This is a genomic window from Acinetobacter sp. MYb191 (assembly GCF_037572605.1).
Lineage (GTDB): Bacteria > Pseudomonadota > Gammaproteobacteria > Pseudomonadales > Moraxellaceae > Acinetobacter > Acinetobacter johnsonii.
The window spans coordinates 44,817-64,633 of the sequence record NZ_JBBGZP010000014.1 but is presented as its reverse complement, the minus strand read 5'-3'; the positions used below and the strand labels follow the sequence as shown (position 1 = coordinate 64,633).

21 protein-coding genes are annotated in these 19,817 nt (G+C 41.8%); 8 read left to right on the top strand and 13 right to left on the bottom strand.

Features of this window, described 5'->3' with window-relative positions:
* The first annotated feature begins 71 nt into the window (after positions 1 to 71).
* Positions 72 to 1,091, top strand: a complete 1,020-nt coding sequence (sppA, locus tag WH214_RS09595; protein WP_148826360.1) for a signal peptide peptidase SppA — start codon at positions 72 to 74, stop codon at positions 1,089 to 1,091.
* The gene (locus WH214_RS09590) at positions 1,088 to 1,888 is read left to right on the top strand and encodes an alpha/beta fold hydrolase (protein WP_339421138.1); all 801 of its coding nucleotides are present in this window, start codon (positions 1,088 to 1,090) and stop codon (positions 1,886 to 1,888) included. The genes sppA and WH214_RS09590 overlap by 4 nt, the downstream gene beginning before the upstream one ends.
* A gap of 52 nt (positions 1,889 to 1,940) precedes the next feature.
* Here WH214_RS09590 and purN read toward each other — a convergent pair whose 3' ends face one another.
* Positions 1,941 to 2,570, bottom strand: a complete 630-nt coding sequence (gene purN / locus WH214_RS09585; protein ID WP_339421136.1) for a phosphoribosylglycinamide formyltransferase — start codon at positions 2,568 to 2,570, stop codon at positions 1,941 to 1,943.
* Between the two features lie 5 nt (positions 2,571 to 2,575).
* Entirely contained in the window at positions 2,576 to 3,646 is a 1,071-nt protein-coding gene (gene purM, locus WH214_RS09580) for a phosphoribosylformylglycinamidine cyclo-ligase (RefSeq protein ID WP_087010785.1), read from the bottom strand.
* 132 nt (positions 3,647 to 3,778) lie between these two features.
* Here purM and cxpE point away from each other — a divergent pair, with 132 nt between their 5' ends.
* The 4 genes from cxpE to WH214_RS09560 all read left to right on the top strand — a co-directional run bounded on the left by cxpE (position 3,779) and on the right by WH214_RS09560 (position 10,084).
* Positions 3,779 to 4,999 carry a chloramphenicol efflux transporter CxpE gene (gene cxpE / locus WH214_RS09575; protein WP_339400551.1) on the top strand — a complete coding sequence of 407 codons (1,221 nt, stop codon included), beginning with the start codon at positions 3,779 to 3,781 and terminating at the stop codon, positions 4,997 to 4,999.
* A 15-nt stretch (positions 5,000 to 5,014) separates the two neighbouring features.
* Positions 5,015 to 5,719, top strand: a complete 705-nt coding sequence (gene hda, locus WH214_RS09570; protein WP_004980630.1) for a DnaA regulatory inactivator Hda — start codon at positions 5,015 to 5,017, stop codon at positions 5,717 to 5,719.
* A 122-nt stretch (positions 5,720 to 5,841) separates the two neighbouring features.
* Positions 5,842 to 7,647, top strand: a complete 1,806-nt coding sequence (gene rbtA / locus WH214_RS09565) for a rhombotarget A (protein ID WP_339421134.1) — start codon at positions 5,842 to 5,844, stop codon at positions 7,645 to 7,647.
* A 16-nt stretch (positions 7,648 to 7,663) separates the two neighbouring features.
* A complete protein-coding gene (locus tag WH214_RS09560; RefSeq protein WP_339421132.1) occupies positions 7,664 to 10,084 on the top strand; it encodes a CSLREA domain-containing protein in 2,421 nt (806 codons plus the stop codon).
* A gap of 77 nt (positions 10,085 to 10,161) precedes the next feature.
* Here WH214_RS09560 and WH214_RS09555 read toward each other — a convergent pair whose 3' ends face one another.
* The 5 genes from WH214_RS09555 to WH214_RS09535 all read right to left on the bottom strand — a co-directional run bounded on the left by WH214_RS09555 (position 10,162) and on the right by WH214_RS09535 (position 13,448).
* Complete coding sequence (locus WH214_RS09555) at positions 10,162 to 10,566, bottom strand: DUF3106 domain-containing protein (protein WP_010326404.1); 405 nt, start codon at positions 10,564 to 10,566, stop codon at positions 10,162 to 10,164.
* A complete protein-coding gene (locus tag WH214_RS09550; RefSeq protein WP_004693889.1) occupies positions 10,556 to 10,873 on the bottom strand; it encodes a hypothetical protein in 318 nt (105 codons plus the stop codon). Before WH214_RS09550 ends, WH214_RS09555 begins: the two co-directional genes overlap by 11 nt.
* Positions 10,870 to 11,484 carry an RNA polymerase sigma factor gene (locus WH214_RS09545; protein WP_010326406.1) on the bottom strand — a complete coding sequence of 205 codons (615 nt, stop codon included), beginning with the start codon at positions 11,482 to 11,484 and terminating at the stop codon, positions 10,870 to 10,872. The genes WH214_RS09550 and WH214_RS09545 overlap by 4 nt, the downstream gene beginning before the upstream one ends.
* Before the next feature lie 161 nt (positions 11,485 to 11,645).
* The gene (locus WH214_RS09540; protein WP_004693884.1) at positions 11,646 to 12,422 is read right to left on the bottom strand and encodes a TrmH family RNA methyltransferase; all 777 of its coding nucleotides are present in this window, start codon (positions 12,420 to 12,422) and stop codon (positions 11,646 to 11,648) included.
* Between the two features lie 51 nt (positions 12,423 to 12,473).
* Positions 12,474 to 13,448 (bottom strand): class 1 fructose-bisphosphatase, encoded by a 975-nt coding sequence (locus WH214_RS09535; RefSeq protein ID WP_259233518.1) that lies wholly within the window; start codon positions 13,446 to 13,448, stop codon positions 12,474 to 12,476.
* Between the two features lie 181 nt (positions 13,449 to 13,629).
* On the opposite strand from WH214_RS09535, the gene WH214_RS09530 reads away from it, so the two are divergent.
* On the top strand, positions 13,630 to 13,830 hold the full coding sequence (locus WH214_RS09530; protein ID WP_004980614.1) for an NF038105 family protein: 201 nt from the start codon (positions 13,630 to 13,632) through the stop codon (positions 13,828 to 13,830).
* A gap of 59 nt (positions 13,831 to 13,889) precedes the next feature.
* On the opposite strand, the gene pal is transcribed toward WH214_RS09530, so the two are convergent.
* The 6 genes from pal to ybgC all read right to left on the bottom strand — a co-directional run bounded on the left by pal (position 13,890) and on the right by ybgC (position 18,962).
* Positions 13,890 to 14,459 carry a peptidoglycan-associated lipoprotein Pal gene (gene pal / locus WH214_RS09525; RefSeq protein WP_004693879.1) on the bottom strand — a complete coding sequence of 190 codons (570 nt, stop codon included), beginning with the start codon at positions 14,457 to 14,459 and terminating at the stop codon, positions 13,890 to 13,892.
* Between the two features lie 51 nt (positions 14,460 to 14,510).
* Positions 14,511 to 15,794 (bottom strand): Tol-Pal system beta propeller repeat protein TolB, encoded by a 1,284-nt coding sequence (gene tolB / locus WH214_RS09520; RefSeq protein ID WP_339422933.1) that lies wholly within the window; start codon positions 15,792 to 15,794, stop codon positions 14,511 to 14,513.
* Between the two features lie 359 nt (positions 15,795 to 16,153).
* Positions 16,154 to 17,374: a cell envelope integrity protein TolA gene (tolA, locus tag WH214_RS09515; protein ID WP_339421124.1), complete on the bottom strand. Its 1,221-nt coding sequence runs from the start codon at positions 17,372 to 17,374 to the stop codon at positions 16,154 to 16,156.
* Positions 17,375 to 17,377: 3 nt separating this feature from the next.
* Positions 17,378 to 17,830 (bottom strand): protein TolR, encoded by a 453-nt coding sequence (tolR, locus tag WH214_RS09510; protein ID WP_004693872.1) that lies wholly within the window; start codon positions 17,828 to 17,830, stop codon positions 17,378 to 17,380.
* Positions 17,830 to 18,528: a protein TolQ gene (gene tolQ / locus WH214_RS09505; RefSeq protein ID WP_004693871.1), complete on the bottom strand. Its 699-nt coding sequence runs from the start codon at positions 18,526 to 18,528 to the stop codon at positions 17,830 to 17,832. The genes tolR and tolQ overlap by 1 nt, the downstream gene beginning before the upstream one ends.
* Positions 18,529 to 18,554: 26 nt before the next feature.
* Positions 18,555 to 18,962 carry a tol-pal system-associated acyl-CoA thioesterase gene (ybgC, locus tag WH214_RS09500; protein WP_339993256.1) on the bottom strand — a complete coding sequence of 136 codons (408 nt, stop codon included), beginning with the start codon at positions 18,960 to 18,962 and terminating at the stop codon, positions 18,555 to 18,557.
* Positions 18,963 to 19,182: 220 nt separating this feature from the next.
* Between ybgC and WH214_RS09495 the strand changes: the two genes are divergently transcribed.
* A complete protein-coding gene (locus WH214_RS09495; RefSeq protein ID WP_087010802.1) occupies positions 19,183 to 19,755 on the top strand; it encodes a hypothetical protein in 573 nt (190 codons plus the stop codon).
* Positions 19,756 to 19,817 lie beyond the last annotated feature (62 nt).

The following is a 19,817-nucleotide window of genomic DNA, read 5'->3' as shown; positions in this document are numbered from 1 at the left end:
AACGGTTTCGACAGTTTTCTACAAATCAGTGTATATAATGAGGGCAATTTTATTCAAGTTTGGATTGTTATATGTCCGATTGGCCACCAAAACCAGAAAATGAAACGCCGAAACAACAGCCTGTACATGAACAACCGACAGGAAACGAATGGAAACTTTTAGAGAAAGCAGTTTTAGCTTCTGTCGAGGAACAACGTCGTGCACGTCGCTGGGGCATCTTTTTCAAATGTCTAACTTTTGCCTACCTTTTGTTTATTCTGATTGCCATGACCAAGAGCTGTTCGACCAGTGGTACGGATGCAACAGCATCTAAACACATAGCTGTAGTTGATATTGTGGGTACTATTGCCGCTGACGAACAAAGCGTAAACAGTGATGACACGATTAAGTCATTAAAGAAAGCTTTTGAAAATAAACAAAGCCAAGCGGTGGTGCTCAATATTAATTCACCGGGCGGTTCTCCGGTTCAGTCGGATGAAATCTGGCAAGAAATTCAATATTTGAAAAAAGCTCATAGCGATAAAAAATTGTATGCGGTGATTGGTGATACAGGTGCATCAGGTGCTTACTATATCGCATCTGCTGCGGACGAAATCTTGGTGAATCCTTCGAGTTTAGTGGGTTCAATCGGTGTGATTATGCCGAACTATGGGGTGAATGGTCTCATGCAAAAACTGGGTGTTGAAGACCGCACCATGACCTCTGGTCAAAACAAAGCTTTATTGTCAATGACACAACCCGTTAACCCTGCACAGCGTGCACATGTTCAAGGTGTACTTGATAATGTACACGAGCATTTTATTAATGCTGTGAAACAAGGTCGTGGCAAAAAGTTAAAGTCGAACGATCCTGCACTTTTCTCAGGTCTTTTTTGGACAGGTGATCAGGCGGTCAAACTGGGTATTGCGGACCGTATTGGTAATTTACATACTTTAAAACGTGAACTAAATACCGATAAAGCGATGGATTATACGGTGGTACATAGCCCACTAGATGCTGTATTAGGCCGTTTAGGTGCATCTATGGGAGCTGGTTTTGCATCTTCACTTTCAAATCAAATGCAATCTGAACAGACCACGAAACTCCAATGAAACCTTTAATTCATTTTGCGCACGCCAATGGCGTGCCTTCTAAGGTCTATCAGAAATTATTTGATTTATTGTCAGATCAGTATGATGTGATCTATGTCCCTTTACTAGGACCAGATAAAAATTACCCGATTGATAACCATTGGAAAAGCTTAACTCAGCAAGTGATTGACAGTATTGTTCGTCAGGCACAGGGTCGTAAAGTGATTGGTTTGGGACATTCATTAGGATCAGTGCTGACGTTTCAGGCGGCGTTACAGCGTCCTGAGCTATTTCAACAAGTCATCATGATAGACCCGCCTTTGATCATGGGCAAAGCCTCGTTTGCATTACACTTTGCGAAGATGTTGAAGTTAAAAATGGTTGATACCATGTCACCAGCAGCGCTATCTTTACGGCGTCGTGACCATTGGGAAAGCCGTGAGCAAGCAGCTGAACTTTTACGTCCAAAAGGCTTTTATAAAGACTTTGATCCAGACTGCTTTCAAGCTTATATTGACTATGCTTTAACGGAAGATCGTGTCCGTGGCGGTGTTGAACTTACGATTGCAAAAATGGATGAAGTTCATATCTTCAGGACCAATCCTTCTTTATGGTGGTTACCTCAGGGCAAACCACAAGTGCCGATGCATTTGCTGATTGCTGAAAAAGGTCCTTTTATTGGTCCAGGGTTTCCACAAATAGTGAAAAAGAAATTTGGCATTCCTTATCAAATCGTTGAGGGAAGCCATATGTTTCCTTTAGAGCGACCAGAAGAAACGGTTGCTTTGATTAAGATGCTGATTCAAGAAAATGTTTAATAGTACTTTTTAGCAACCATAAAAAACGCCTCCTTGGAGGCGTTTTCTATTTTCAAAATTTGCAAAACTGAATTGGCTCGTGCATCAAGGTGTCGCGGTAGAGAACACCTTGGTCTGTATGCTGAATCGTTTGTGTACAAATCCATTCTACTACTTGCGGGTAGATGATATGCTCAAGCATATGTACACGCTGAGCCAAACTGTTCACACAATCATGTGAACCAACTTGCAGTACACCTTGTGCTAAAGCTTGACCTGCATCAAGTTCAGCCGTCACATAGTGCACGGTACAGCCATGCAGTTGATCGCCAGTATTTAGTACGCGCTGATGGGTATGCATACCTTTGTAATGCGGTAGAAGAGAAGGGTGAATGTTGATCATTTTCCCTTCCCAAGCACTGACAAACTTCTCACTTAAAATACGCATAAAGCCAGCAAGAACCACCAAGTCCACATCCCAATCGAGCAATTGTTGATGCATGACATCATCAAAAGCTTCACGATGAGGATACTGTTTGTGCTCAATGACCGCTGTCGCAATACCTGCATTTTCAGCACGCTGTAGCGCATAGGCTTCAGGTTTGTTGGAAATCACACCCACAATTTGCCCTGACAGATTGGCATCAATCAAGGCTTGAAGGTTTGATCCACTTCCTGAAACCAGAACAGCAATTTTAATCATACGAATTAAGCGAATACCACACGGATTTTTTCGTCTGCGCCTTCAACTGACTCAGCATTGTCTGCGATATGCCCCATAGTGAAAGCTTTTTCACCAAGGCTATTGAGTCGTTCAACTGTTTTATCCGCATCAGCAGCATCGACAACTAAGACCATGCCTACGCCACAGTTGAATGTGCGATACATTTCGAACTGTTCAACACCACCTTCACGTTGAAGAAGTTTAAACAATTCTGGCCATTCCCAAGATGCTTCATTCACAACAGCTTGAGCACCATTCGGCAATACGCGTGGTAAGTTACCTGGTAAACCACCACCAGTAATGTGCGCCATTGCATGTACATCAACTTCTTTTAAAAGTTGAAGAATAGGCTTTACATAAATACGTGTTGGTTCCATTGCAACATCGGCAAGTGGACGACCATCAACGATTTGCGTCAAGTCAACGTTTTTCACGTCTAAAATTTTACGAAGTAGAGAGTAACCGTTTGAGTGAGCACCACTTGATGCAACACCAATTAAAACGTCACCCGCTTTGACTTTAGAGCCATCAATAATTTTGCTTTGCTCAACTACGCCTACACAGAAACCTGCCAAGTCGTAATCTTCGCCTTCATACATGCCAGGCATTTCGGCAGTTTCACCACCAACCAATGCACAACCAGCAAGTTCACAGCCTGTACCAATACCAGTAACTACGTTTGCAGCTACATCTACATTAAGATGGCCAGTTGCATAGTAGTCAAGGAAGAATAATGGCTCAGCGCCACATACAAGAAGATCGTTTACACACATTGCAACCAAGTCTTGACCAATCGTGTCATGACGGTTCAAATTCAATGCTAAACGTAATTTTGTACCAACACCGTCTGTGCCAGATACGAGAACAGGTTCTTCATAACCTTTAGGGATTTTACAAAGTGCACCGAAGCCACCTAATCCGCCCATTACTTCAGGACGAGTAGTACGCTTCGCGACAGATTTGATACGATCGACTAACGCGTCGCCCGCTTCAATGTCGACACCTGCATCTTTGTAGCTTAAACCAGTGTTTGGGGTAGAAGTTGAGTTGCTCATAATGAAGTCTCCGCATTCGCGGGGCGATTATACCTGAATATACGAAACACATATGTTATTTCTGCGCTAAAATGTTATCTTTACTAAAATATTTTTCTCAATAACGATTAAATCTGACAAAGGCGAGATTGCATGCAAGATCGTACACTTAAACGTATTTTTATTTTGGCAGGAATCGCGCTCATACTCTGGGTGTTGTATCTACTCAAGCCTGTTGTTTTACCTTTTATTGGTGCATTTTTAGTCGCTTATCTGTTTAGTCCACTGGTCGATAAACTACATAAAATTGGCTTACCACGTTGGTTATCTATTAGTGCTGTTTTTATTGGTATTGGCGTTGTCATTACATTGGCATTTTGGTATTTGGTTCCACTGGTGTGGGAACAGTTGATGTATGCGAAGAACAGCATTCCTTCAGGTATACATTGGGCGAATTATAAATTCCTGCCTTGGTTATCTGACAGTTTTAATTTGGTCCCAATGGAATTAGATGTTGACCAGATTTCAGCCGCGATTATGGAATATGTACAGACCAACTATAGTGCAGACAGTATTCAGGCTATGATTGCCAAGTTGGCTCAGTCTGGACTGAACTTCATTCAGATTGGTGGTACTGTTGTGCTGATCCCAATTATTGCATTCTATTTTTTATTAGATTGGGATCGCATGCTGGACAGTTTCCGTCGTCTTATTCCACGGAGATATGAAGAACAGACCTTAGTCATTGTTAAAGAATGTCATAGTGTACTTGGTGCTTTTGTCAAAGGTCAGTTCTTGGTCATGGTGCTCTTGGGCGTGGTCTATGCAATGGGCTTACAGTTAATTGGACTTGAAGTAGGTTTGATTATTGGGATGGTGGCTGGGCTGTGCAGTATTATTCCGTACTTAGGTTTTGCGGTCGGGATTATTGCCGCAGTGATTGCAAGTTTATTCCAATTTGGAATTGATTGGATGCAATTACTCTTGGTTGGTGTAGTCTTTATGATTGGTCAGGCAGTGGAAGGCTATATCTTACAACCGTTCTTGTTGGGCGATAAAATTGGCTTGTCTCCAGTTGCTGTGGTATTTGCAGTACTGGCTGGTGCGCAATTGGGCGGTATTTTAGGGATGTTGATTGCGTTGCCTGTGGCTGCCGTGATTGTTGTCTTATTAAGACATGCACGTGAGTTTTATGAAAATAGTCCGATGTATAGTACACCTACTTTTGTTGTGCAAGATTCATCCGCGGGTTCAATTACGATTGAAACTGACCAAATCGATGTCGATATTGAACTAAAAAATCAAGCGGTAAAAGCTCAGCAAGCATCTGAAAATTCAAGTAAGATTGATCAGATAGACCATAAAGAACTTTAGGATATACAAACCAGCATGCGTCAATTGCAACTAGATATTGAACCCCAACTCGATGCCCGAATCAGTGATTTTTCTGGGCCGGGATGGGGGCCTGTTATCGATGCAATTCGTCAGTTACATGCAGGTTTAATGAATCGTTTTTATGTTTATGGTGGTGCGGGTTCTGGAAAAAGCCATTTACTTTCAGCAATTTGTGATTCTTATTTAGATGTAGGTAAAACAGCGATTCAAGTTTCATTACTTGAGTTGCTGGATGCGCCAACAGAAGCAATTACCTCTTTAGAGCGTTTTGACCTTGTCGCTTTAGATGACATTGAAGCCATAAGTGGTGTGCCGCATTGGCAGAAAGCGGTTTTTCACCTGATCAACTACAATAATGAAGAAGGCGGGCAGTTGGTGTTCTCTTCTCGTGTTGCGCCGATTGAATTAAAACTTGAACTACCTGATTTACAATCTCGCCTGACGCAGGCTGTAAGTGTCAAAGTACCAAACGGAAGTTTGTATGCCGATCGTTCTACATTGGTGATGTCGGTTTTATCGCGTCGTGGGATTCATATCGATCAACAGATTATTGATTATTTACTCGCACATGGGCCACATCAAACCTCAGTATTATTGCAAAGTTTGGAACAACTGATTCAACTGCTAAAAGGTGAGAAAACCAAACTGAGTAATGCAAACCTCAGACAAATTTATGCGCTAATTGACGAATATCGGTAAATCATAATATTACTTGAGAATTTATCCGAGCTGTGACAGAGTACGAAAAATTGTTAGATATTGCAGGGATTTTGCAATCTAAGAATAAAAAGAAAAGATAAAATAAAAGCAAGGAGATCGTTATGCTCAAGAAGAGCATAGGTGTAGCTACGCTATTGGTGGCGAGTCATGCCTATTCGGACAATATTAAGGTGACCATCACTGACGATATTGTCAAAAATGACACGGAATGTTCACTTCGCGAAGCTATCGACTATATTAATCAAGGTATGCCTGAGGCGGGTTATTATGGCTGCGGGGGCAAAGATGCGATTTCCACCGTCATGCTTGAGAAAAATAAAACTTATTTGCTAAATACCCATCTTGCGATCAAAAAAGATTTAACACTCAGAACAAGTTATGACAGTTCTGTGGGGGAAGAAACTGTTCAGGGTTTAAGTAATGCTATCTTAAAAATGAATGGTTCTGACAATTTATTAAGGGTTGATAATGCTGAGAATGCTTTAATTCGTGTTTTAGTAAAAGAGGTTACTCTACACGGCTGTGCGAAAGACTGTGGTGTGAGTCAAGGTGGTTTAATTTATAACAATGAATATTTAGGTCTTGAGTACGTCAAATTAACAGGTGGTTTTGCAGGGCAAGGGGGTGCGATTTACAATGTCGCAACCTTGCTCGAAGATGGTACAAGTCGTAGTCTAGTCGAAATTCGCTCTACTTTAGTTGAGCAAAACCAAGCGGCACAAGGTGCTATTTTGTATGGGGACGTGCCTTCTTTTCGGATTTATAATTCAGTTTTCAAAGAAAATAAAACAACAGATGCAAGCAGTGCCAATATTTACTCTGTCAATAATGCAGCTGTTAAAGAAGATACAACCTTATCCAGTTTAGCATCACGTCTGGTCAGTAGTACCTTTGTGAAAAATACAGGTTATGTCGTCAATGTTCGAGATGGCATGGCTTTGAATAACTTAACGGTGGTGGGAAACAGTAAAGGGATTTATTTCAATCCATCTACAAACTTGGCTTATCTGGCCAACAGTATCGTTTTAGGGAATGCTGAAAATACCATCACACAAAACTGTGCTGGGGATTTAAGTAAAGCAGTTCTTCAGAACAACTTAGTCACACAAAGTGACTGTGGCAGCGGTGCGAGTTATTATCCGAATGAGTTTTGGTCTGGCGCTTTGATTGCAGGCAGTGATGTGGTGGGTGAGTGTAAAACCATGTCTGCAGATGCTGACAGTTTATTGTGTCCTTATATTGTTCCCAACCAAAAATTTTTAGGCTATATCCGTCCACGCATTTTAATGAGTCAGACACATTGGTTAGATTCTCCAATTGTGAACAAGGGTAAAGTGGTTGTAAACACAACGGATTCTTTAATTGGCTGTGAAAATTCAGATCAACGTGGTGTGAATCGAAATACGAATAATACCTTTTGTGATCGTGGTGCAATCGAGATTGAGGTCCCAACGACCATTAGCTTAATTGGTGAAGATCTGATTGCGGGGCAAGTAGCTAAACTTTCTGTTGCAGATCTGCTTGGAGATAGTGATCTACTGTCCAAAACCGAATGTGCAAGCTTGTTCAAATCGGCTAAAGCGCCAAATGGTGAAGAATGGCAACCCGGTTGTATGCGGGTGCAGCAGACGCAAACGGTATCGAAAGGTAAAGTGGTGATTGATGAACTGGGAAATATTACTTACACGCCAAATGGAGCATGGCATGGTGCTGATATTTTCAGGTTACAGCTGGTCACAACTACGACACGTTTTGATGAGCATATTCCGTTCGTCGAAGTGAATGTACAAATTGTACAAGAACCGCAAAATCATATGGAAAGTGACAAAATTAAAACTTCTGGAGGAAGCACAGGTATTCTGAGCTTACTGGGGTTATTTGCTTTAATTTTGCTGCGTCGAAAATAAAAAGAAAAGGGCAAACATGAAACACTTTAAAAAAGGACTATTGGGTGTCATGGTAGTAGCTGCTATGACATTAATGGCTGCAGAAGATAGAACAATTCATGTCAACACATTTGAGGATGAAGATAATGTAAACATGAATCAATGTTCACTCCGTGAGGCAATCAAAACTGCTAGCTTAAATAAGGCTTATGGTGGCTGTAGTGCAGGGAATACGGGTTCAGGTCAAACCGATTATATTCAGTTAGAAGCCGGGACCTACAAACTGAATAAGGAAATTGTTCCCGAGTCTAAAGTGGTGGTTTTTGGGAAAAGCCCTTATTTAGATCGTGAGAAAAATCCCATCACTTTTAAGTATCCTGCCCTAGGTGAATTGACTTCACGGATTGATGCGGGTGGAAAGTCACGTTTATTTAATACCATTACCAAGACCAGTTTGACACTAGAGAATGTCATTTTAGAAAATGGTTATTCGGCAGATGAAGGCGGTGCTTTATTGGTCGGTGGAGCATTAACCTTAAATAATGCACAAATTCTAAACTCAAAGTCAGATAAAAAAGGTGGAGCACTCTATCTCGTTGGTCCTGGTGAGCATCAGGTGACTGTAAATAATAGTGTATTACAAGGCAACCAGGCGACTGTGGGTAGTGTTCTTGCAATGCAATGTTATGCAGGGCTGTTGGATGTAAAAACCAATATAGAGTTTAGTGCAAATAGTATTATTTCGAATGGTCAGATATCGAATCTAAATACATTCGATTTTTGTGGTAACCCAAAAGTTGCTATGGCGAATAATACCATTGCAAAAAATACTGCGAGTACCGTAAACGGGAGCATTTTGTATGCCGTCAATACCCGAGAGCATAATCTGAGTCTTGAAAGTAATTTTTTATTGTCAAATAACACTATTGTAGAAAATAGTGCAGCGAGCGTTTTGGATTATGATGATTTCGGTACGAAGTCGTTGTATTACAATGTACTTGCATATAATGGAAACACATCATGCCGCTATGTCGGTTCTCAGACACTATCCGACAAATATGATGCAGGTGTGACAGCAGGTTACAATGCGTTTGATACGGTGACCAGTCAGTGTGAACTGGCAGCAAGTGCACGAATACTCGATGGTACGACAGATACTAATATTGATGTGAAAAATGTGGCTATAGGAAGTCTACTCAGTTCCTTAACTTCGCCATCAAAATATAATTTATTCCGCCCAATGTATTTCCCGAAAGTGAATAGTGGAGGAGTTGATTTACTCGATACCAACAGTAAATTGAGCTGTAATGATAGTGACCAGCGTGGTCTAGACCGTATTGTCGACGGAACATTGATGTTGGCACCTGCGGAAGCTAACAGCTGTGATATTGGATCGGTTGAGTTGCGTCGTTTAGCAGCAGCTGATATTGCTGATTTGAAAAATACCTCGCAGGCAGAACGTCTTCAGGCGTATGAGAATAATATTAAGGAATTGGAAGAATTAATCGCCGATAAAAACACCAATTCAGACTTTTTGATCGAGTTTAATGAAGAGTTAAAGCGTTATAAAGAGCTTTTAGCGGCAACCAAACTACATCAAAAGTACCGAGCGATTTATGTCGATCCCTTCCAGTTCGTTTTGCAAGATGAGGCTGTGGTCAACACTGCTGATGGAACGTCGGCTTTAAAAGAAATGAACACTGAGAATTACACCATTACAGAAACTCAGGTATTGGGTGTAGGTGTACTCAGCGCCAAAGATGGTGTGCTGGATACCTCAAAACTTAGAGCGGACCCAACTTTACGCTGTGAGTGGAAGGATGATTTAAAACAAATCATGATTTACCGCACCGATGGTAAGCCTACAACCAGCACAGAATATGTCTATTGCCAATATAGCGTGAAGAGTAAGGCTACGCAGGCAACATCTTCGGGGATTTTAAAAGCGGAGTTTAGCAATATACAACCGATTGCCAAAACGGATGAATACACCCTGAATTATGGTGGCACTTTAAAACTCAATGTAAATCCACTGGCAAATGATAGTGATGATGGTGATGGGCCAATTAGTACAGTCGCGGCAGAACATCAACGTCCAGCATTTCACCGTGATGCGAATGGAAAGGATCTTGCTATTCGTATTGTACGTCAGGATGCAGGCATTAATATTAAGCCAGAACGTACAGGTTCTTGTCCGGGAGAATATGAAAAATATGTATGTTATGGCGGGAATATTGAAGTCGAAGTCCGCAATAATTTCAGTCCATTCCCTTATGAAATTGAATATGTGATCTATGATGCAGAGGCTGAAGAGTCTAAATCTACGATGATGTATTTTACGAACACCGCTAAAAATACCAATACGGAAGCGAGTGGCGGTGGTGGTGGCTCAATGGGTGGTCTTGGGGTGCTTGGATTGTTGTCATTAGCGTGGTTTAGACAACGACGAAAAATATAAATGTAAGCATAAAAAATGCCTCACATGAGGCATTTTTTTATGAGCGTTTCTATAGTATTTATATTCGGCTAGGCATCTTAATGTGTAGCAGTGTTGCTATGGATGTATTTATTGATATATTCATTTCGAATATTCACACGCTCATCAGCATCTGCTTTTTGCATGCGTACACGTAAATCACGTCGTTCTTGGGTACTCATCTGTTGCCAAGTATCACGCATTTTTTGCTTTTCTTGTTCAGGTAGCTGAGTAAACCAGTCCATACGTTGTTGCAGGGCTGCACTCTGCGCATCGGGCAGTTCTTTTAGTGACTGGTAACGTTGAATCAACGCACGCTGTTCTTCTTCAGACAACGATTCCCATGTTTCAGACACTTGGGTATCTGCATCTTTGGAAAAAATCCAAAAACGATCAAAACCTGCAAAACTGGTTTGTAAAAAACCTAGCGTGCAAAGTGCGAAAGCGACACGTTTAGCTGCCATGTGGAACAGTGTCCTCACCTAAAACCAATAACATTTCTAAATCTTCAACCATTTGAGGTGAAAGTTTAGGAGTCGAAACCACTTGGTTATGTGGTTTTTCATCAAGGGTTACAGAGTTCGGAAGTACGACAAAGCCAGCAATAGCCGCAGCTAAAGCAAAACCAGACATTTTCCAAAGGCCATAACGTGAGGACTTTTGATCTTGAATGTCATCAAGAACATGTTGCATCACCACAGGTTTGTTCTTGTGATGTTGCGCGAGCCCATCAAGTTTGGAGGTTACTTGCTTTAAGAAATCATCTTTCATTCGGATGATCCTCCTAGATGTGGATTCAAATGTGCGAGAGCATTACGTAAGCCTTGAATCGCACGGTGGTAATGAGTTTTAACGCTGCCTTCAGAGCAATTCATGATTTGCGCAGTGGTTGCAGTATCAAAACCTTCCCATGCACGTAACATAAATGCTTGCTGCTGACGAACTGGAAGACCAGCAATGGCTTCTTGAATTTCATCCGCAGTAACAGCTTGGCTTAAAAAGTCAGAAGGATTCAGCGCTCTTTCATCGACCACCTCATTTACTTCAAAATCGTCATCATCAAGACTTACTTTTTTGAAGAAAGAAAACGGTTGTGCTCGACGTGCTTCTTTACGACGCCAATCCTGTAATTTGTTGGTTAGAATGGTATAGAACAGGGGATACCATTCTTCCGTAGATCGATCGGAATAAGATTTGTGTAATGAAATAAAGGCTTCTTGCACCAAATCCATGGCGATACCCTGCTGGTTTTGGGTGGCAGTTTCCATCATTACTAACGCACGACCAGTCACTTCTTGCATGAAGTTTTTTAGGCGAGACTCGGCGGTACTCTTAAGAGTACTAGAATCTTGCGTTTTAGACTGTTTGGGTGCTAAATCCATAGAGATGGAAAATCCTGTCATCGGATACCCACCATTATTTCCTCAATCATGTGCCTATAACGTTGGAAATAATGGTTTGGTTGACAACACAAGTAATTATTTTTTCTAGTGTAATCTATTTTTTCTGCTGAGCCGACTTTAGTTAATATAACTTAACGATTTTAAAGTCGTTGACGCACCATTTCAAAAAAGCAGATTGAACCCGCAATAGCGACATTGAGAGATTCTTGGCCACCGGGCTGTGGGATGCTCAGTGCTTGAGCATGTGCCAAAGCAAAGTCAGAAACTCCTTGGCCTTCATTGCCTAAGATCCAGACACAAGCTTGTGTTAAATCTTTTTGATATAAACTTTCAGCCTGATGTGAGCTGGTCACATACACTGGAATTTCAAAGCGTTCGAGTACATCTTCGATGGCTACGTTTTCATAGGTGTTGAGTGAGAAGTGTGCACCCATGCCTGCGCGTAATACACGTGGTGACCAGAGTGCAGCAGAACCTTTGGTACAAATAACTTGCTTAATACCTGCTGCAGCAGCAGAGCGGAGTAGTGTACCTACATTGCCTGGATCTTGAATGTTTTCCAAAATCAATGTATCCAAGCTAAAATCTACACTTTGGCTTGAACTTGGTAAGTCTACAACTGCCAAGAAGGGCAAAGTGGTCCCTAATGTGCTTAAGTCACGATATAGGCTTTCAGCAATGACAAAAACAGCACCTTCATATTCATCTAGAATATCGCAAATATCAGGGTGTTCGAGTGCATTTTCAGTAGTGAAAATAGAATTGAGTTTCTTCTTTTTTTCAACCCAAGCTAAGCCTAAGTGTGTCCCTTCAAGCACAGTTTGACCCTGCTTTTTACGGTAGCTGCTTTGCTCTATTAAACCTCGGAGATGTTTAATCTTTGGGTTGTCTTTTGATTCAAGGAAAATAATCGACATGGAGAAGACTCATGCGCATAACGCGTCAGATGGCTATGCGCATTTAAAAAATTAGTTGTGGTAGCCAGTCACTAAATCGACTTCGTTTTTAGAACCAATAATCACAGGGACACGTTGGTGTAGGTCAGTTGGTTGGATGTCTAAAATACGAACGCGACCCGTTGTAGATGCACCGCCAGCTTGTTCAATTAGCATACTCATAGGGTTTGCTTCATACATTAAACGCAGGCGACCTGCTTTTTTCGGATCTTTGAGGTCGTATGGATACATGAAAATCCCGCTACGGCAAAGAATGCGGTGAATGTCGCCCACCATACATGCAACCCAACGCATATTGAAGTCTTTCTCACGCGGACCTGTTTTACCTGCGAGAAGTTCTTCAATATAACGTTTTACTGGGTTTTCCCAGTGGCGTTGGTTTGAAGAGTTAATAGCATATTCTTTGGTATCTGCTGCCACTTGAATATTTTCAGAGGTGAGTAAGAATTGTTGAGTTTCTGGGTCAAAGGTAAAGAATACTGTGCCTGCACCGACTGTTAATGCCAACATGGTTGATGGGCCATAAAGCACATAACCCGCAGCAACTTGTTGGTTGCCCGCTTGCATAAAGTCTTCAGCTTGTGTCACTGCATTTTTTGCAGGCAAGATTGAGAAAATAGTACCCACACACATATTAATGTCGATGTTGCTTGAACCATCAAGGGGGTCAAATAAAACTAAATATTTGCCATTTTCTTGAGCTGGTGTGAATTCATCCAATTCTTCAGACGCTAAACCACCAACTTGTGGGTGGATTTTTAGAGCATCAATCAAATAATCATTTGAAATCACATCCAGTTTTTTCTGTTCTTCACCTTGCACGTTTTCATGCTGCGCGCTACCTAAGACACCAGCTAAAGCACCTTTTTGTAAAGCTTGATCGATGGTTTGGCAAGTAGCAGCAATGGTGCTAATTACTTGTGCCAATTCAGGCGTAAGATTTCCCGTTTGTTGTTCTAAAAATTGGGACAGATTGAGATATGACATAAGGGGGAGGACTCCACTAAAACTTGAATACGTAACAAAATCAACATTGCGCTATATTTTAGTCGAGAACGAGACAAAAGAACAATTAAACTCGACTATTTGCTGCGATTTTACCCTTGCAAGTCTTGTGGAAAGTGCTATGTTGATGGAAGGAATATCAGGTAAAAATAGGAGCACAACAATGACAACGCAAAAATTTGATGCGACTCCAACGCCGAGCGAAGGGATTAACTTAGATGATATTTCAGACGATAGCGTGAAAAAAGCGTGGCAAGACTACGAAGCAAAAGCTGAGTATAAAAAGTTCAATAAACATGACATGATTGAATCTATGCAACATGCTGAAGAATCTGATGAAAATCCCAAGCCTGAACAAGTTTAAGTCATAAAAAAGCGCTCATCGAAAGGAGCGCTTTTTTTATTTCAGTTGTGATGCCAGCATTATTTTAAAAGTGGTGGAACTGCTTCGTAGTTAATTTCTACGCGACGGTTTTCTTTCCATGCATTTTCGTCATGGCCCGCATTGATTGGCATTTCTTTACCATAACTAACGGCTTCAAGTTGGTTTGGACTCACACCTGTGGTGATTAAGAAACTTTCAACCGCTTTGGCACGACGTTCACCCAATGCCATATTGTACTCACGTGTACCGCGCTCATCGGTATGACCTGTTAACGCCACGCGCGAATTTGCATTTGCCATTAAGAACTGCGCATGGGCTTGTAGCGTTTGGTAATCATCATTGCTGAGGTCGCTACTGTCATAGTCAAAATGTACAACGCGTTTTGCTAAAAATGCTTTGTTGGCTTCAGTCACGCCTTTTGCCGATGCACCTGCAAGATTTTGTGCATTTAAAGCTGCATCTTCACTTAGACCTTGAGTATTGACTGTGGTTGAGCCATTTGGGTTTTGACCCGCTTCAATTGTTGCAGCAGGTTTACGGCTCGCACATCCTGTAACTACAAGAGCAGTCGCTAAGATTGGAAGGGCTAAAAGTTTGATCGATTTCATTCTTCATCTCCATGAAAATTGATGATTATTAAATGACTAGTCATTAAAAAGTTATTTGGGTGCCCAAGCAGGTTCACGGACTTCACCTTGTTCACTTGGTAAATTCATACGGAAACGGCCATCCAGTGACATGATCGACAACAAACCACGTGAACCTTCACGCGTTGCATAGACCACCATCTGCCCATTTGGGGAAAAACTTGGTGATTCATCCAAACTGGTTGGCGTTAAAATATTGGTGACACTTGAGTTTAAATCTTGAATAGCGACTTTATAGTTACTACCACTTGGACGGTGGACCAGTGCCAGCTTTTTGCCATCGGCACTCAGCGTACCACGTGCATTGAATGCGCCACGGAAGGTCAGACGGTTATAGCTGCTATTTGCCAAGTCATAACGGTAAATTTGTGCAGAACCACCACGGTCAGAAGTAAAGATAAATGACTTACCATCTGGTGCATAACGTGCTTCAGTATCAATAGCACTGTCATTGGTCATACGTTGCAGTTGACGGGTTTCCAAGTTCATTTGGTAAATTTCTGGGTTGCCATGCATAGAAGCGGTGAACAACATACTTTTCCCGTCTGGAGAAAAGCTTGGCGCGCCATTTAGCCCCCGGAAGCTAGCAAGCTTTTCACGCACACCTGTGGAAAGGTCTTGGACATAAATTGCAGGGCGTTTGGTTTCAAACGATACATAAGCGATTTTCTTGGCATCTGGTGTCCAAGCAGGCGATAAAATTGGGTCGCGTGACGTTAAAATTGTACGTGGCTGCTCACCATCAGTATCCGCGATTTGTAGTGTATATCGTTGCTCTGGTGTAGCAGGATTGCGTAGTACATAAGCAATACGACCGCTAAAGTCTCCTGGAATACCAGTTAATGCTTGATAAATAGCATCACTAATCATGTGTGCAGCAGAACGAACGCGTGATGCTGGAACAGTTAATAATTCATTTAAAAGATATTGTTGTTTTTGGACATCGTAGAGTTGGTAATGAACTTCGTAACTGCCATTTTCAGTGGTTTTTACTGTTCCTGTAACGACATATGGAACACCTGCAGCCTGCCAGTTGGCTGCGTTCGGATTATTCATGCTGGCGGTTGCAGGTAAATTTTTTGAAGCGCTGGTAAATTTCCCTGAGCGGTTTAAATCCGTTTCAATAATGGGATAGAGACTGCTGTCATTGCTAAAAGGTACGATTGCAATTTTAGGCGCTTCTTCAGGTGCTTTTGCAATTTCTAAATGAAGCTGAGCATGCGCTTGAGTCACTAAGACTGGGCTGAAAGCAGTTAAAATGGCTAGGCTAAGAAGGTGTTTACGCGTCATTTCCATCATTCGTTATTTACTCAAACAAACTGCTTTTATTGTGGGTTTAATTGTTCTACATAATGGCATGATTTTCTAATATTAAAAGCATGAAATTATGACTGATCTGTTATAACACTGTGAAAAATGAGTAAGAATTAAGTCGTTTAAGCGTGAATGCAAAAACGCATAGGTAGATATGTGTGATAAGAGGGAGTGGCGATTTACTTGTATTGAGTGAAATATCGACTGAAATTAAAGATGTTGTAATGGTTGTTATTGAAAGCTAAAACAGATTAAACGTATTTGAAATACGCTATTTGAGTACGTAAAAATACTAGGAGTATAGCTGGAAAAATCCCCCTGATTGTTCAGAGGGATTTGGGTTATTTTGCAGTAAAGGATGAGGTAAAGCTTTGTGCTTGCCGGCGTGCTTCTGGATCTGAAGGCATTGGATAGGGTGCAGCAGAACGAACAGCTGCTTCGACGCTGGCTTTCATGTCCGGGTCACTGGAGCTTACGATCACAGAGCGTACAGCGCCACTATCCGAAAGCGTGACACGTGCAGTCGCGGTTTTACCCGTTGAACCTGCTGGGGTATCCCAAGCACGCTTAATTTTATTTTCAAAGTCGCGCTTAGCTGTTGAAGCAATTTGCTTTGCTTCAGCTTTCTTTTGCGCGGCTTCTTCGGCAGCTTGTTTTGCAGATGAAGCACGTGCTTCTTCAGCCGCACGTTCTTTTGCTTCAGCATCGGCTTTACGTTTTGCATCAGCAGCGGCTTTGGCTTTTTCGGCATCAGCTTTGGCTTTTGCGTCAGCATTTGCCTTAGCTTTATCAGCATCAGCTTTGGTCTTCGCAGCATCTGCTTTAGCTTTAGCATCGGCATTTGCCTTGGCTTTATCGGCATCTGCTTTAGCTTTCGCTTTGTCCGCATCGGCTTTACGTTTTGCATCAGCCGCAACTTTAGCTTTATTGGCATCAGTAATTTGTTGCTGCTTTTTAGCGAGATCGGCTTTCTTTTGTGCGTCAAGCTTCGCTTTTTGCACTGCCTCTGCTTTTTTCAATGCTTCTAAGTTTGCTCGGCGTTTGGCATCTGCTTCGGCTTTCGCCGCTGCATCTGTTTTGGCTTTCTCTGCATTTTTAGCTTGCTCCGCTGCACGGGCAGCAGCACGTTCTTGCTGAGCTTGTAATTTTTCAGCTTCAGCCTTTGCACGTGCCTGAATCTGCTGCTGTAGTTCAGCTTTACGCGCTGCCGCTTCAGCGGCTTTGGCATCCGCTGCTGCTTTTTGAGCGTCGACTTTTGGCACAACGGGTGTTATAGGTGGTGCTGTTGGGATAACAGGTGCAGGCTCTACAGCGGGCGGGGCAGTTTGTGTGATTTCTTTGGCGACATTTTCATGTGCTGTTTCCGTAAACTCTGTTTCTTCAAGCGTAACAGGCTTTAAGTCCTCAGGTTTGATGAGCACAGTTCTAATTTGCTTCGGTGGTTCTGGTGGTTTACTCATACCAAGATAAAGTAAGCCAACAACAGCAATCACATGGACACCAAAGGTAAATCCAAGCGCGATGGCTTTTTGTTTAAAAGGTGGCTTTTTAAAATCTTTCATAAATTACTTTAATGGCTCTGTGAGTAATCCAACTTGGCTGAGACCCGCTTCTTGTAGGCTGTTCATGAGCGACATGACTTCGCCATAAGAGCGTGACTGTTCACCTTCCACAACAACGGTTAACGTTTTATTTTCAGCCTGAGCTTGTTGCTGTGCTTCACTTAAAATAGAGGTCAATTCAGATAAAGCCAAAGGTTCAGCTGAACTGTGTGTTTTATATTTAAGGAAATAGCGACCTTCTTTATCTAAGCTGACCATTGCAGGTGCATCTTTTGATTCAATGGGGTTGCCATTGGCTTGTGGCAGATCGACATTGATGCCGCTGGTAATCATGGGTGCGGTCACCATGAAGATGACTAATAATACGAGCATGACGTCAATATATGGAACGACGTTCATCTCACTTTTTAGTGGCTTTTTAATGCGCTCAAAGCGCCCTGAACGTTGAATTGCCATTAGTCATGTTCCTTAGTTTCACCCAAAGACTGACGTTGTAATAACGCAACCATTTCTTCTGCAAATAAAGCACGATCGGAGTAAACCGTTTCGCCTTTTCCTGTGTAATGGTTAAATGCCAATACTGCAGGAATCGCTGCAAATAAACCAATCGCTGTAGCAATGAGGGCTTCAGCAATACCCGGTGCAACCGTTGCAAGGGTGACTTGATCTACATCTGCTAAACCGATGAATGCATTCATGATGCCCCAAACGGTACCAAATAAGCCAACATACGGGGCAACAGAACCAATGCTGGCCAAAGCACCTAAGCCTTGTTCAAGTTGGCTTTGGTCACGACTTAGACCGACGCGTAAAATACGTTCTGTACCTTCAATGGTTTGTGCCGGAGCAGCATTGCGTTTTTTTAGTTTTAAAAACTCGCCTAAACCTTGATAAAAAATATCCTCAAGGCCGACACGTTTGGAATTAAGTTGCGCATTGTTATATAGCGTATTCAGTTCAGCACCCGACCAAAAGATTTTTTGAAAATGGTCATCGTCTGCTTGTGCTTTTTTATAACTCATGTGTAACTTGGCAATCAGATACCAGCTAAACAGCGAGGCCAAAAGTAAAGCCAGCATTACCAGTTGTACGACTGGGCTTGCTTGTAATATTAGATCTGAAACTTGAAGAGATGATTCGAGTTGAGTTGCCATAGTTACTACATGTGCCAATAATTTTTTTAGTCTTGTCCTAATTCTTTTAGAATCAGTTCGCGGATTTCATCGGGAAGTCGACGTGGTTTCATTTCTGAACTGATACATGCCAATTCGACCTCACCAGATGCAAGCATGATTTCACCACGATAAATATTTTGTTGCAACACAAATGACGTAGCCTTACACGAAACAACACTTGCTGTAACAGTAATTAAATCATCCATTAAAATTGGACGTGAATATTTCACATTAATTTTGTGTACAACGAAGTTATAGTCTTTTTGAAGCCAGTAATGATCTACACCAGAAGCACGTAACCACTCGGTACGGGTACGCTCCATAAAGCGAATATGATTGGCGTGGTAAACAATGCCACCTGCATCAGTATCTTCAATATAGACACGAATGTTGAATTCAAATTTATTCGCCATGAGAGTATTCCGTTTTCCAGTTGTACGAGTCGATTTAGATTGACTTGGCGCTTTTATATTTAAGGACAGGGTCTTAAAATTGGTGCACGTCAAAGTACTAATGCGTCGCAGTTTAGCATTATGAGATTTCACTCCAATGGCACAAGATGTCAAATATTGTGATTCATGACTGTTGGGGAAGTTGAGCGCAGTATGGCTATAAAAATATAAGGATAAGGGAATGAATGGTTATTTTAAGCTGCTGCTTATTTTGGCTGTGGCATTTGCGCTGTGGACATATTGGCTTAAACCTGAGCAAGGAAGCAGAAGTTTAGAGTTATATTCACCGACTGAAAATGTACAGCACGTTGAAGGCTACACAATTACTTCCTTAGAACCATATGTAGGAGAGTTTCGTGTCTTGGCGCGTGAAAACTATAGGATGGGTCGTGAAGCAGAGCTGAGTCCTGTTGATTTTGCTTTAGGTTGGAATGAGATGGCGAAGCCAGAGGTGTATAAGCAACTATTTATTACACAAAGTAATCGTTGGTATTATTGGCGTTATGAGAACAATCCACCCATTCCAGTAAATGACATTGCCTCGAGTAGTGCCAATACGCATTTGATCCCAGCCAATAAAGTTGTTGCACAAAAACTTGCAGATATTGATGTAGACGACATGGTTTATTTAAAAGGGCAACTGGTTGAAGTTAAATCGACTGATGGTTGGACATGGCGCAGTTCACTGAGTCGGACAGACACAGGAAATGGGGCGTGTGAGTTAATGCTGGTCGAAGAGGTGAGGGTGATGTAAATTGAACAAGATTCAGAGTAAGGCTAGTTTAAGTATCTTGCACAATTCAGATATATTCTGAA

Coding starts and splice junctions, on each gene's coding strand:
- sppA (WP_148826360.1), top strand. CDS start 72: ATGTCCGATTGGCCACCAAAACCAGAAAATGAAACGCCGAAACAACAG.
- WH214_RS09590 (WP_339421138.1), top strand. CDS start 1,088: ATGAAACCTTTAATTCATTTTGCGCACGCCAATGGCGTGCCTTCTAAG.
- purN (WP_339421136.1), bottom strand. CDS start 2,570: ATGATTAAAATTGCTGTTCTGGTTTCAGGAAGTGGATCAAACCTTCAA.
- purM (WP_087010785.1), bottom strand. CDS start 3,646: ATGAGCAACTCAACTTCTACCCCAAACACTGGTTTAAGCTACAAAGAT.
- cxpE (WP_339400551.1), top strand. CDS start 3,779: ATGCAAGATCGTACACTTAAACGTATTTTTATTTTGGCAGGAATCGCG.
- hda (WP_004980630.1), top strand. CDS start 5,015: ATGCGTCAATTGCAACTAGATATTGAACCCCAACTCGATGCCCGAATC.
- rbtA (WP_339421134.1), top strand. CDS start 5,842: ATGCTCAAGAAGAGCATAGGTGTAGCTACGCTATTGGTGGCGAGTCAT.
- WH214_RS09560 (WP_339421132.1), top strand. CDS start 7,664: ATGAAACACTTTAAAAAAGGACTATTGGGTGTCATGGTAGTAGCTGCT.
- WH214_RS09555 (WP_010326404.1), bottom strand. CDS start 10,566: ATGGCAGCTAAACGTGTCGCTTTCGCACTTTGCACGCTAGGTTTTTTA.
- WH214_RS09550 (WP_004693889.1), bottom strand. CDS start 10,873: ATGAAAGATGATTTCTTAAAGCAAGTAACCTCCAAACTTGATGGGCTC.
- WH214_RS09545 (WP_010326406.1), bottom strand. CDS start 11,484: ATGGATTTAGCACCCAAACAGTCTAAAACGCAAGATTCTAGTACTCTT.
- WH214_RS09540 (WP_004693884.1), bottom strand. CDS start 12,422: ATGTCGATTATTTTCCTTGAATCAAAAGACAACCCAAAGATTAAACAT.
- WH214_RS09535 (WP_259233518.1), bottom strand. CDS start 13,448: ATGTCATATCTCAATCTGTCCCAATTTTTAGAACAACAAACGGGAAAT.
- WH214_RS09530 (WP_004980614.1), top strand. CDS start 13,630: ATGACAACGCAAAAATTTGATGCGACTCCAACGCCGAGCGAAGGGATT.
- pal (WP_004693879.1), bottom strand. CDS start 14,459: ATGAAATCGATCAAACTTTTAGCCCTTCCAATCTTAGCGACTGCTCTT.
- tolB (WP_339422933.1), bottom strand. CDS start 15,794: ATGGAAATGACGCGTAAACACCTTCTTAGCCTAGCCATTTTAACTGCT.
- tolA (WP_339421124.1), bottom strand. CDS start 17,374: ATGAAAGATTTTAAAAAGCCACCTTTTAAACAAAAAGCCATCGCGCTT.
- tolR (WP_004693872.1), bottom strand. CDS start 17,830: ATGGCAATTCAACGTTCAGGGCGCTTTGAGCGCATTAAAAAGCCACTA.
- tolQ (WP_004693871.1), bottom strand. CDS start 18,528: ATGGCAACTCAACTCGAATCATCTCTTCAAGTTTCAGATCTAATATTA.
- ybgC (WP_339993256.1), bottom strand. CDS start 18,962: ATGGCGAATAAATTTGAATTCAACATTCGTGTCTATATTGAAGATACT.
- WH214_RS09495 (WP_087010802.1), top strand. CDS start 19,183: ATGAATGGTTATTTTAAGCTGCTGCTTATTTTGGCTGTGGCATTTGCG.